The 12,539-nt window shown below is 64.7% G+C and carries 11 protein-coding genes; 5 read left to right on the top strand and 6 right to left on the bottom strand.

Annotated elements, in window-relative coordinates:
- The first annotated feature begins 94 nt into the window (after window positions 1-94).
- Together ABW18_RS07000 and ABW18_RS06995 are read left to right on the top strand one after the other, a co-directional pair.
- Entirely contained in the window at window positions 95-454 is a 360-nt protein-coding gene (locus ABW18_RS07000; RefSeq protein WP_005209017.1) for a HesB/IscA family protein, read from the top strand.
- Between the two features lie 175 nt (window positions 455-629).
- Window positions 630-1,601: a carbohydrate kinase family protein gene (locus ABW18_RS06995; RefSeq protein WP_200903225.1), complete on the top strand. Its 972-nt coding sequence runs from the start codon at window positions 630-632 to the stop codon at window positions 1,599-1,601.
- A 228-nt stretch (window positions 1,602-1,829) separates the two neighbouring features.
- Here the strand turns inward: ABW18_RS06995 and asnB are convergent, their stop codons facing one another.
- Window positions 1,830-3,755: an asparagine synthase (glutamine-hydrolyzing) gene (gene asnB / locus ABW18_RS06990; protein WP_049698590.1), complete on the bottom strand. Its 1,926-nt coding sequence runs from the start codon at window positions 3,753-3,755 to the stop codon at window positions 1,830-1,832.
- 416 nt (window positions 3,756-4,171) lie between these two features.
- Between asnB and ctaC the strand changes: the two genes are divergently transcribed.
- The 3 genes from ctaC to ABW18_RS06975 are packed head-to-tail and all read left to right on the top strand — an operon-like array spanning window position 4,172 to window position 6,273.
- Window positions 4,172-5,269, top strand: a complete 1,098-nt coding sequence (ctaC, locus tag ABW18_RS06985) for an aa3-type cytochrome oxidase subunit II (RefSeq protein WP_049698589.1) — start codon at window positions 4,172-4,174, stop codon at window positions 5,267-5,269.
- A complete protein-coding gene (locus ABW18_RS06980) occupies window positions 5,266-5,682 on the top strand; it encodes a cytochrome c oxidase subunit 4 (RefSeq protein ID WP_049698264.1) in 417 nt (138 codons plus the stop codon). Before ctaC ends, ABW18_RS06980 begins: the two co-directional genes overlap by 4 nt.
- 39 nt (window positions 5,683-5,721) lie before the next feature.
- Window positions 5,722-6,273: a GNAT family N-acetyltransferase gene (locus ABW18_RS06975; protein WP_049698263.1), complete on the top strand. Its 552-nt coding sequence runs from the start codon at window positions 5,722-5,724 to the stop codon at window positions 6,271-6,273.
- A 40-nt stretch (window positions 6,274-6,313) separates the two neighbouring features.
- Here the strand turns inward: ABW18_RS06975 and ABW18_RS06970 are convergent, their stop codons facing one another.
- From ABW18_RS06970 to ctaE, 5 genes are all read right to left on the bottom strand, one after another.
- Window positions 6,314-7,822 carry a bifunctional phosphatase PAP2/diacylglycerol kinase family protein gene (locus ABW18_RS06970; RefSeq protein ID WP_049698262.1) on the bottom strand — a complete coding sequence of 503 codons (1,509 nt, stop codon included), beginning with the start codon at window positions 7,820-7,822 and terminating at the stop codon, window positions 6,314-6,316.
- Window positions 7,823-7,966: 144 nt separating this feature from the next.
- A complete protein-coding gene (qcrB, locus tag ABW18_RS06965) occupies window positions 7,967-9,580 on the bottom strand; it encodes a cytochrome bc1 complex cytochrome b subunit (protein ID WP_049698261.1) in 1,614 nt (537 codons plus the stop codon).
- On the bottom strand, window positions 9,577-10,737 hold the full coding sequence (gene qcrA, locus ABW18_RS06960) for a cytochrome bc1 complex Rieske iron-sulfur subunit (RefSeq protein ID WP_049698260.1): 1,161 nt from the start codon (window positions 10,735-10,737) through the stop codon (window positions 9,577-9,579). Before qcrA ends, qcrB begins: the two co-directional genes overlap by 4 nt.
- Window positions 10,734-11,702 carry a cytochrome bc1 complex diheme cytochrome c subunit gene (qcrC, locus tag ABW18_RS06955; RefSeq protein ID WP_049698259.1) on the bottom strand — a complete coding sequence of 323 codons (969 nt, stop codon included), beginning with the start codon at window positions 11,700-11,702 and terminating at the stop codon, window positions 10,734-10,736. The genes qcrA and qcrC overlap by 4 nt, the downstream gene beginning before the upstream one ends.
- A 120-nt stretch (window positions 11,703-11,822) precedes the next feature.
- Window positions 11,823-12,437, bottom strand: coding sequence for an aa3-type cytochrome oxidase subunit III (ctaE, locus tag ABW18_RS06950; protein ID WP_174273044.1), 615 nt, complete (start codon window positions 12,435-12,437; stop codon window positions 11,823-11,825).
- Window positions 12,438-12,539 lie beyond the last annotated feature (102 nt).

Genomic DNA, 12,539 nt, shown 5'->3' with positions numbered 1-12,539 from the left:
CTGCCACAGCGCGGCGTACATCAGAGCTGTGTGACACATGGCAGCACGACCGAGGCCGAGCACCAACGGCACCATCACAGTACGAGGAGCATCGATGACCGTTCAGAACGAATCCGGAACCGCCACCACCACCGGCGTCATCCTGACCGACGCTGCAGCCGCCAAGGCCAAGGCGCTGCTCGACCAAGAGGGCCGCGACGACCTCGCGCTGCGTATCGCCGTGCAGCCCGGTGGCTGCGCAGGCCTGCGCTACCAGCTCTTCTTCGACGACCGCTCGCTCGACGGCGACCTCACCGCAGACTTCGGTGGCGTGAAGCTGGCTGTCGACCGGATGAGCTCGCCGTACGTGCAGGGCGCGACGATCGACTTCGTCGACACCATCGAGAAGCAGGGTTTCACGATCGACAACCCGAACGCGACGGGTAGCTGCGCCTGCGGCGACTCGTTCAACTGATACGTCGGCGCACCAGATTTTCTGACCGCACCTCGGCCATGCCGGGGTGCGGTCAGTCATTTCCGGGGCTTTCGGTAGCGTGTGATGCGGTTCATGGTCGGCTCGTGCGGCGGGCCGGTAAAGGCGCTGACACGCGCAGCGGTCATCACAAAACGCTGAGAGGCTGGGGGAGTACGTGGCAATCGTTGTATGTGGTTCCATCGCGACAGATCATCTGATGAAGTTTCCGGGGAAGTTTTCGGAGCAGATCCTCGCCGATCATCTCGAGCACATCTCGCTCAGCTTCCTGGTGGAAGATCTCGTGGTCCGACGTGGCGGCGTCGCGGGCAACATCACGTACGCGATGGGCGAGCTGGGGCAGTCGCCGGTGCTCGTCGGTTCGGTTGGCTCGGACTTTCACGACTATCGTCAGTGGCTCGAGGCGCACGGCGTCGACTGCCGTGGCGTGCGCATCTCCGAGACACAGCACACTGCTCGCTTCATGTGCACCACTGACCAGACGATGGCGCAGCTCGCGACGTTCTACGCGGGAGCGATGAGTGAGGCGCGCGAGATCGATCTCGGTGAGGTCGTCGAACGCGTCGGTGCACCGGAGATCGTGCTGATCGGCGCCGACGATCCCGCAGCGATGCTGCGGCACACCAAGGAATGTCGACGCCTCGGCATCCCGTTCGCCGCCGACCCGTCGCAGCAGCTCGCGCGACTCGACGGCGAGCAGGCGCGGGAGCTGATCGATGGTGCCGCCTACCTGTTCACCAACGAGTACGAGTGGGGTCTCCTGCGTCAGAAGACCGGGCTGTCGGAGGCGCAGGTCGCCGAGCTGATCGGCGTGCGCGTCACCACACTCGGTGCCGGCGGCGTCGAGATCATCGACCGCGAGGGCACGCGCACGCGCGTCGACGTCGTGCCGGAGACGGAGAAGGTCGACCCGACCGGCGTCGGCGACGGCTTCCGCGCGGGATTCCTTTCGTCGCTGTCCGCAGGCCTCGGATTCGAGCGCGCCGCACAGGTCGGCTCGATGGTTGCCGTGCTGGTCCTCGAAACCGTGTCGACGCAGGATTGGTCGTGGGACCGCGACTCCGCGCTCAGTCGCATCGAGGGCGCGTACGGCCCCGCCGCCGCGAAGGAGATCGCCGCAGCGATCTGAGCGCGGCCGCGCGGCGGGTGGTTTCGACGGACGGCTGCTCGCTGCGCTCGCGGCCTGCTCAACCAGCGGTGGGGGCGGCTGCTCGAGCCACCTCCGCTGATCGAGCCACCTCCGCTGATCGAGCTTGTCGAGATCACTTCAGCCAACGCCGGCTCAACAGTGGGGGTGGGGTGGTTTCGACTACGGCTGCTCGCTGCGCTCGCGGCCTGCTCAACCAGCGGTTGGGATCTACAGCCGCACGGGGTAGCTGTGGTCGGTGATGTCGGGTACGAGGGTCTTCTCGACGAAGATCGCGTGCCAGATCATGAACATCAGGAGCGTCCAGAGGCGTCGGCTGTTGTCGACGGTGCCCGCGCGGTGCTCGTCGAGCATGTCGAGGATCGGCTGCTTGTTCAGCAGGTACTCGGTCTGCGACTTCTCGATCGTCTCGCGTGCCCAGTCGTACATCTCCGGCCCGGCGAGCCAGTGGCGGATGGGGACGGGGAAACCGAGCTTCTTGCGATGCAGCACGTGCGGCGGAACGATCTGCTCGAGTGCCTTGCGTAGCGCGTATTTGGTGGTGCCGTGGCTGATCTTCTCGTCGAACGGCAGCGCCTCGGCGACCTTGAACACCTCGTTGTCCAAGAACGGCACTCGCAGTTCCAATGAATTGGCCATCGTCATCTTGTCGGCCTTGACCAGGATGTCGCCGCGCAGCCACGTGTAGAGATCGATGTGCTGCATCCGTGCCACAGGGTCCCAGCCATCGCTGCGCGCGTAGATCGGTTCGGTGACGTCGGTGTGAGTCCACTCGGGTCGGTAGTCGCGCAGCACCGCGCGCAGCCGGGCGTCGTCGAAGCTGCGTGCGTTGCCGTAGTAGCGCTCCTCGAGGGTCAGCGACCCGCGATGCAGCAAGCTCTTGCCGCGGGTCCCCTCGGGGATGCGGTCGGAGACCTTGCCCGCGAGGCGTCGAAGAGTGGAGGGCAGGCGGTCGAACCCCTTCAACGAGAGAGGCTCCTTGTAGATGGTGTAGCCGCCGAAGAGTTCGTCGGCGCCCTCGCCCGAGAGCACCACCTTCACGTGTTCGCGGGCGGTCTGCGCGACGAAGTACAGCGGGACGAGCGCGGGGTCGGCGACCGGATCGTCGAGGTACCAGATGATCTCCGGGATCGCGGCGATGTACTCCTCGGGGGTGACCGTCCGCACGATGTGCCTGGCGCCGATGGCTGCCGCGGACTCCGCCGCGACGTCGGCCTCCGAATAGCCTTCACGCTCGAACGCCGCGGTGAAGGTGATCAGGTCGGGGTTGTGCTGGATCGCGAGCGCCGCGATGGCCGTCGAATCGATACCGCCGGACAGGAACGACCCGACGGTGACGTCGGCGCGCATGTGCTTGGCGACGGAGTCGGAGAGGACGTCGGCGATCTCGTCGTAGCGCTTCTGACGTGTGGCGTCGGTGAAGGGACGGACCGAGAACTGCGGGCTGAAGTAGCGGGTGACCGACGGCGCGCTGCCGGGACGGACCGTCGCGTACGAACCCGATTCGAGACGGCGGATCGACGAGTGCAGCGACTCGGGCTCCGGAACGTACTGCAGCACGACGTAGTGCTCGAGAGCGCGCTCGTCGAGAGTGTCGGGCAGGCCGAGGCGTCCGATCAGCTCCAGGAGGCTCTTCTTCTCGCTGCCGAACGCGGTGCCGCCGGGTCCGGTCGCGATGAACATCGGCTTGATGCCGAACGGATCGCGGGCCAGGAACAGTGAGCGCGTCTCGGTGTCCCAGATGGCGAAGGCGAACATGCCACGAAGACGTCGGACCGCGTCGGGTCCCCAGTGATGGAAGGCCGCGACGATCGCCTCACCGTCGCCCTCGGTGCGGAACGTCGCGCCCTCGTCAGCGGCGAGTTGCGCGCGGATCTCCAGGTAGTTGTAGATCTCGCCGTTGAAGACGAGGGCGTACCTGTCGGGGTTCTCCGGCGGTCCCCACCGAAGTGGCTGATGCGAATGATCGATGTCGATGATCGACAGTCGATTGAAGCCGAGCACGATGTCGGCGTCATTCCACGTGCCGGGCTCGTCCGGGCCGCGGTGGCGCATGCAGTGCGAGGCGTTGGCGACGAGATCGACGGCATCAGTCGCCGTCTCATCGGAGGTCAGCAGACCGAGCAAGCCACACACCAGTAAAGCCTCTTTCGACGCGGGGACGATGGTCGGCGATGACGTCATCGCCGCGGTCACGAGTATGCCGTATGCGGGGTGGGCGCGACCCCTCGGATAGGGCTCGCGGGTCGTCGAAACACGCGGTCGGGAGGGTATTACCTGGGCCGGGAAACGATTTCGACGCGCGAAGTCACCCCAACCGAAAAAGTTCCCGCGAGTTGGTCTACGCTGCGTAGTACATGGCGCGAAGGCTGCGCTTCGGTGCCCGCTGCACGGTGAGAGTTGCCTGCGGGTCCGATGTCGCCGACCGTGTCATTGCAGGTCAGGTGGGATGCGACTCGGACGTCGGATCGACGGTTCCGAGCTGGCAGGAAGGCGTGAAATTGGCACACGGTGAACGGCCCCGCGTACGGCGTGTCGCGTCGACGTCGCGGATGGCCAACCGGGTCGGCCTCAAGCGGGTCGGAGCTGTCGCGGCGCTTGGCGTCGGCGCACTGTTGATGTCGGGTTGCGACGGGAGAACCGCGATGCGGTTCGGCTGGCCGCATGGCGTGACCCCCGAGGCCAAGGACATGGGCGACCTGTGGAGCTGGTCGGTCATCGCCGCACTCGTGATGGGCATCATCGTCTGGGCGCTGATCTTCTGGACGATCACCTTCCACCGCTACAAGCCCGGCAAGGGCAAAGACGAGTTCCCTCGTCAGACTGCGTACAACGTGCCGCTCGAGTTGGCATATACGGCCATCCCGTTCGTGATCATCGCGGTGCTCTTCTACTTCACGGTCATCGTGCAGACCAACGTCGAGAAGAAGACCGACGACTCGAAGGTCGTCGTCGATGTCACCGCGTTCCAGTGGAACTGGAAGTTCGGCTACCGCGACGTCACGTTCGACGACGGCACCAAGTACAACGGCTTCGTCCGCGACGGAAACCCGTTCGATCTCGAGACCGAGAACACGCGTGAGATCCACGGCGGCGAGACCATCGAGCTGCCCGGTCCCGACGGCGGCCGCAGCAACGACGTGCGCGACTACCTGAAGTTCAACCAGATCGAGACTGTCGGATCGTCTGCGACCATCCCGGTGCTGGTGCTCCCGACAACCAAGCGGATCGAGTTCGACCTCGCCTCGGCCGACGTCATCCACTCGTTCTGGGTTCCGGAGTTCCTCTTCAAGCGCGACGTCATGCCGTTCCCGAAGCAGAACCACACCGACAACCGCTTCCAGATCTCCTCGATCGACCGTGAAGGCGCCTTTGTCGGACGCTGCGCCGAGATGTGCGGCACGTACCACTCGATGATGAACTTCGAGGTTCGTGCAGTGTCGCCACAGGACTTCGACGCGTACATCAAGTACCGGCAGGAGAACCCCGGCAAGACGAACGCGCAAGCGCTGCAGCACATCTGCCAGCAGCCCGAGTCGGTTGTGACGGTTCCGTTCGATACGCGTCGGGCGACTGACGGGTCCGTCGGAGCGTCCGGTGACGCCGGCAACACGAAGATTGCGAACTGCACGATCGGAGCACTCCAGTGAAAATCGAAGCGAGACTCTTCGAACTGCTCACGCTCTTCTTCGCAGGTTGCGGTGTCGTCTACACCGTGCTGACCGCACTCACCAATAACGGCGTCGAATGGGTCGGTGTCACCGGCATGTTCTTCAGCGCCGGACTGACGCTGATCGCCGGTACCTACTTCCGGTTCGTCTCACGACGCGTCGAGATCCGTCCCGAGGACTACGAGGACGCCGAGATCGAGGACGGCGCCGGCGAACTCGGCTTCTTCAGCCCGGGCTCGTGGTGGCCGATCGTGATCGCCGGGTGCGCAGCGCTGTTTGCCGTCGCATTCGCCACCGGCAACCTCTGGCTCGCGATCTTCGCGGCGGCGTGCATCATCGGTGGTGCTGCCGGAATGGTCTTCGAGTACATCGTCGGACCCGAGAAGCACTGACATAGCAGCCCTTTCACGCTGGACAACCCTTCGCATCCCATGACAGCCGCATCCGACCACCGGGTGCGGCTTTGTCATACCGCGCACCTCGAGCCGGGACGAATGCCCCAGTTGATGCGCCTGCTCGACGCCGCGTTCGACGGTGACTTCGACGACACCGACCTCGACCACGCGCTCGGCGGAATGCACGCACTCATCGTCGACGAATCCGACGAACTCATCGGCCACGCGGCCGTCGTCGCCCGGTCGGTCCTCGTCGACGACCAACCACGACGATGCGGCTACGTCGAGGCCGTCGCCGTCTCGCCAACACATCAACGTGAGGGGCTGGGAGGTGCGCTGATGGCTGCCATCGAGGACGTCATCGACAACGCCTACGACCTGGGCGCACTCGGCGCGTCGGACGCGGGCATGCGCTTGTACGAGTCGCGGGGCTGGATTCCGTGGGTCGGCACGCTCGGTGTGCTCAGCCCGGACGGATGGGCGCCGACCCCCGACGACGAAGGCGCTGTCCTGGTTCGCAACATAGGAGGACTCGATTCAGCCGTCGCCCGGCTCTCCTGCGATTGGAGAGCCGGCGACGTCTGGTGATCCTGCGGTTGAGCGCTTGGTCCGGTGCTGCGACCAGAGCTCAGTCGTCGCCGACGATGCTGTGGCCGTAGACCTTCAGCGTCCGGTATTCAGCGCGAAAACGGGCGGATGTATACGACTCGCCGACCTCGCCGTCGTGGGCGATGGTGGTGGGTTCGGCTGTGGTGAAGGTGAACTCGGGTACCTGCATCTCGTGGTACAGCTTCGATCGCTGTAGGAGCCCTGTCACGAGGCTTCCCAGTACTCGCAGCGTCGCCAACCGCTTGCCGGCCTCGAGGAAGCGGACGTCGAGCAGCCCGTCGTCGAGCCGCTCGCGTCGTGCCGGTGCAAACCCTGCCGAACCGTACATCGACGTCCCCACCAGGAACAGCGATGTCTTGACGGTCTTACCGTCGATGGTGATCTCGACCGGTGTGGAGTGTCGTGCGACCTGGAGCATCGCCAGTGCACTGGCAGCACCCTTGCCCACGCGGTGCTCCCATTTGGTCCTGGCGCGTACGTAATGGGGGTATGCACCGATGCTCGCCGTGTTGAGGATGAGCCGTTCCTCGTTGAGTGTCGCCGCGTCGACCGAGGTGGTGACGCCTGCCCGTATCTTGGCGAGCGCCGCGTCGACGGTGTCGCACCCGATGTCGCGTGCGAAGTGGTTGAACGTGCCACCGGGGAAGACGGCGAGCGGGAGGTCCGCGGCGTGCGCTGCCGCTGCGACGGTGGCCACCGTGCCGTCTCCGCCACAGACCCCGAGCGCGGTGGCCCGTCGGGCCGCGTCATCGGCGACCGACGCGTAGTCGTCGTCCGGCCCGAGTTCGATGATCTCGGCGCCCGGAAGCTCTGTCCGGACGGCCGCAAGGACCTTCTCGCTGTTGCCGTCTCCCGACGCCGGGTTTCCGAGGACCACGAGACCCGAACCGTCGACGGGTAGCGGTGCGGCCTCGGTGGTGGGTGCGGGAACCGCGATGTTGTGCGGGATGATCGGCGGAGCGATCTTGCCGCCCAGCGTGGCGACGGCGGCGCCGATCCCGAACCCGATGAACACGTCGCCCGGATAGTGCGCTCCGGTCGCGACGCGGGACAATCCGACAAGGCCTGCGAGCGCAGACATCACCAGGCCCAGTGGCGGCGACTCGAGCGCCACGCCGACGGAAAAGGCTGCGGCGCTTGCTGAATGGCCCGACGGCAGCGAATTCGACGTCGGCTGGTGCGCCGCCCGCCGCACCAATGGCACGACCGACGGTGAGGGTCGCTTGCGTTGCCGGATTCGTTTCGCGCCCTGGTTGGTGACGAGACTGGACACTGCGAGCGATGCCAGGCCACGGACCGCGGCTCGCTGCCAGCGAGGGCGCCCACTGAGTATGAGTCCGGCTCCGATGCCCATCCACAGCTTCGAATAGTCGGCTGCCGCGGTGAGTTTGGGCATTGTCTCATCGAGCAACGGGCTCGGTGAACGAGCGATCGCCTGGAAGAGGTTGGCGTCGAGTGTGCCGAGCTCCTTCGTCAGCTGATGTAGTGGGTCTTTGTCGCGATGTCCGATGTGTCGCACTCGTGTCATCGTTCAACCGTAGCGGTCGGCGGGGGAGGGGAGTGCTTGTCCCACAACAACACACGGCCCACATCACACACGGCCCACAACAACACACGGCTGCCGTCGCGGAGTGCGACGGCAGCCGTGTGTGACTGCTGATTCGAGAGCCGGTCAGTCGAGCGGGTTGCCGCCCTTGGCCTGCAGCTCGCGCAGGGCATCGATTTCTTCGCGTTCCTGCTCGTGCTCGAACTCGACGTTGCGCTTCTGCTGCTCGGGCGGGTCGGCCACCATGATCGAACCGGTGCCGGGTGCACCCGACGACCCGAGTTTGTTCATCCGTTTCGGGACCGCGGCACCCTCGTACGGCAGCGGGATCGCGTGACCGTGATCGTCGACCGGGCCGAGCGGCTGGTGGATCTCGATGTACTCGCCCTGAGGCAGACGCTTGATGATGCCTGTCTCGATGCCGTGCTCGAGGACCGCGCGGTCGCTGCGCTGCAGGCCGATGGCCCAGCGGTAGGCGATGAAGTAGGCGATCGGCGGCACGATGATCAGACCGATGCGACCCATCCACGTCGTCGCGTTGAGCGAGATGTGGAACTTCAAAGCGATGATGTCGTTCATACAGCTCAACGTCAGGATGATGTAGAACGAGAACGCCATCGCGCCGATGCCCGTGCGCACGGGGGTGTCACGCGGACGCTGCAGCAGGTTGTGATGGGCGTCGTCGCCGGTGAACTTCTTCTCGATCCACGGGTAGGCGAACATCACAGCGAACATGATCGTGATGATCACGACGACCCAGAAGATCGCGGGAATCGTGTAGTTACCGAGGTACAGCTCCCACGCAGGCATCAGACGGGCCAAGCCGTCGGTCCACATCATGTAGATGTCGGGCTGAGAACCGGCCGACACGTGTGCGGGGTTGTACGGACCGATCACCCACACCGGGTTGATCTGGAAGATGCCGGCCATGATCGCGAGGATGCCCGCGGTGAAAGCGAACATCGCTCCACCCTTGGCGGCGAACACCGGCAGGATTCGGACACCGACGACGTTCTTCTCGGTGCGTCCCGGGCCGGGGAACTGGGTGTGCTTCTGGTACCACACCAGCGCCAGGTGGGCACCGATCAGCGCGAGGATGATGCCCGGGAACAGCAGGATGTGCAGCACGTAGAGGCGCGGGATGATGATGTCGCCGGGGAACTGCCCACCGAAGAGCGCCCAGTGGATCCAGGTACCGACCAGCGGGATTCCCAGCACGATGCCGCTCATCGCGGCGCGGACGCCCGTGCCCGAGAGCAGGTCGTCGGGCAGTGAGTAGCCGAAGAAGCCCTCGAACATGGCCAGGACCAGCAGCAGGCAGCCGATGATCCAGTTGGCCTCACGCGGGCGACGGAACGCGCCGGTGAAGAAGATGCGGGCCATGTGGATGATGATCGACGCCGCGAACAGCAGTGCTGCCCAGTGGTGGATCTGACGGACGAACAGACCGCCGCGCACCTCGAAGGAGATGTTCAGGGTGGTCTCGTATGCGCGCGTCATCATCACGCCGTTGAGCGGCTGATATGCGCCGTGGTAGGTGACCTCGGCCATCGACGGGTCGAAGAAGAAGGTCAGGTACACACCGGAGATCAGCAGGATGACGAAGCTGTAGAGCGCGACCTCACCGAGCATGAACGACCAGTGTGTCGGGAACACCTTGTTGATCTGGCGCCGCATTCCTGCGGCGAGGTGGTACCGGGAATCGACCTCTTCGGCCTGCTTCGCGAGACGATTGCTCATGACTTGCGCTCCCAGAATGCGGGTCCGACGGGTTCGATGAAGTCGCCTGCGGCAACCATGTACCCCTGATCATTGACCGTCAGCGGCAGCTGCGCCAGAGCACGCGCGGCCGGACCGAATACCGGCTTGGCGTACTCGAGCGCGTCGAACTGCGACTGATGGCACGGGCAGAGGATGCGGTTGGTCCGCTGCTCGTACAGCGAGGTCGGGCAACCGAGGTGGCTGCAGACCTTGGTGTAGGCGAAGTAGTCGCCGTAGTTGAAGCTCTCCTGGCCCTTGCGCTTGATCGACCGGGCTGCGTCCTCGGGGCGCAGGCGGATCAGCATGACGGGGTTGGAGACGTAGCGCAGACCCCAGATCAGCTTCTCGCGCGACTCCTCGGTCTCGCCGTAGCCGTCGGAGACGCGCCACGGGAACACGGTCTCCATGCCGCCGGCGTCGAGGTCCTCGGGCCGCACCAGGGCGACCTGGTGCGGGTTACCGGTGTCGCGACGAAGGAAGACGGTCTCGTTGGGCTGCGATTTGGGGTTGTAGATCGGTGACCAACCGGTGTGCCACAGCGGTGCGTCCTCGCGCTTGGCCCACGGATTCTTGATGAATCCACCCAGGCCTGCGACGACGCCGGTGAGTGCGAGCGCACCGAAAGCGAACAGCCCGGAGCCGATCAGCATCTTGCGACGGCCGAGTGTCGACTTCGTTCCCGAGTCGACGAGTTCGGCGACGATGGTCTTCTTGTCGACCTCGGTCGATCCCGGACCGTCGTGACGGTCCTGAACCGCGATCTCGGACGGGATGAACTTCTTCGTGATCAGGACGAGGGCCACACCGATCGACAGGATCGACAGACCGAACGTCACACCCAGCAACGGTGTGTTGAGGGTGTAGCGCCAGTAGTCGGAGGTCCCCGGCAGCGCGAACTCCCAGTGGTTCCACAGGAAGATCACGAAGCAGGCCAGCGCGGAGATGCCCGCGATGACCAGCCAGATGGCGATCTGTCGTTCTGCGCGCTTCTCGGCCTTCGTGCCGGGCTCGGGAAATCGCTCACCCCGATGGATGATCTCGACGCCGTCGAGGTTGGTACCGAGCTTGACCAGGTCATCGTTGGTCATCTGGTCAAGCTCATCGGCGGACGGCGTGTCCTTGTCCGTGGTGCTCATGTTCGTGATCCCATCCACATCGCGGCGGCGACGACCGCCACAACTCCGACAAACCACATCACCATGCCCTCACTGACCGGGCCGAAGCCGCCGAGGCTCAGACCGCCCTGGGGCTTGGATTCGGTGACGTACTTGATGAAGCCGATGATGTCCTTCTTCTCGTCCAGCGACAGCTGGCGATTGGAGAACTTCGGCATGTTCTGCGGTCCGGTGAGCATCGCCGTGTAGATCTGCTGTTCCTTGACGTGGTCGAGCGTCGGCGCGTACTTACCCGACGACAGCGCACCGCCACGTCCGGTGAAGTTGTGGCATGACGCGCAGTTCAGACGGAACAGTTCGCTACCGCGACCGAGGTTCTCGCCACGCAGCGACTCCTGGGCGACGACCGGCAGGACGACTTCCTTCATCGAACCGTCGGCCTGGCGCTGCATGACCTTCTCGGTCTTGCGGGTGCCGTCCGGGTTCTTCTCGAACAGCGGGCGAGGGCCGCCACCCTGCGACTGGATGTAGGCGCCGAGCTGATCGATCTGTGCGGTGTCGAACTTCGGTGGCTTGCGCTGGGCCTGAGCCTCACCGCGCGCGGCGGGCATGCGGCCGGTCGAAACCTGGAAGTAGACAGCCGCGTCGCCGACACCGATCAGGGATGGGCCGCGGTCGGCCACACCCTGCAGATTGGCACCGTGGCAGGTGATGCACGAGCTCTCGTAGAGCTTCTTGCCGTCCTGGATCAGCGCGGCGTCGCTGGTGTCCGCGACGGCGACCTGAGGCTTGGGGGACAGCAACGACGCGAGCACGCCTGCCATCATCAGGCCGGCGAGCAGTAGCAAAGCGCCACTGGCGCGGCGGCGCAGCTTACGACGCGAGCGGGACTTCTTCGCGGCGCTCGGCTTTGTGCTCGAGGTGACTGTGTCGACCTGACCGACGTCGGAAGGGCTATCCGACGGTCGCGGTGGAGATGAACTCATCGTGGTCTCTCTACTAGCGGACGGACTTCTCAGCTGTTGGCGGGAACGCGGTTCCGAGGAGCCACTCTCGCCTCATGTCTCAGTTATTCGTTGCGATCGGTGTCATCGGATGAAGGGCAGTCATCGGATGAAGTAGATGGTGACGAACAGGGCGATCCACACGATGTCGACGAAGTGCCAGTAGTAGGACACGACGATCGCAGCAGTCGCCTGGTTCGGAGTGAACTTGGCGAGCTTGGTGCGGACCAACAGGAAGATGAAGGCGACGAGACCACCGATCACGTGCAGGCCGTGGAAGCCGGTCGCCATGTAGAAGACCGAGCCGTAGGCGCTCGACGAGAGGGTCGTGCCCTCCGCGACCAGGTGGTAGTACTCGTAGGCCTGGCCGCAGACGAAGAAGGCGCCCATCACGAACGTGAGGATGTACCAGCGACGCAACCCGAAGACGTCGCCTCGCTCGGCGGCGAACACGCCCATCTGGCAGGTCACCGACGACAAGATGAGGACGGTGGTGACCGGGATGGCCAATTTCAGGTTCAGTTCGGTGGGCTCCGGCGGCCAGCCGGCAGGGCCGGCATTGGCGCGTGCGACGAAATACATCGCAAAAAGTCCAGCGAAGAACATCAGCTCACTGGACAGCCACACAATCGTGCCGACACTCACCATGTTGGGGCGGTTGAGCGAGTGCACGCGCGAGGTGATGGCTGTTCCCGAGGTACCTACAGCGCTAGTCACAGATTGAAGTATGACGGTTCGTAGTACGCCCTGACCACTCGGGTCGGATATTCGTGGGAACTATTTCTCTTCCCGCTGGTAGGCGCCGGTCGGAGGTGCCTT

The organism is Gordonia jacobaea (assembly GCF_001186365.1).
Taxonomy (GTDB): domain Bacteria; phylum Actinomycetota; class Actinomycetes; order Mycobacteriales; family Mycobacteriaceae; genus Gordonia; species Gordonia jacobaea.
Note: the sequence above shows the minus strand (reverse complement) of the source record. Positions and strands in the feature narration are given on the sequence as shown.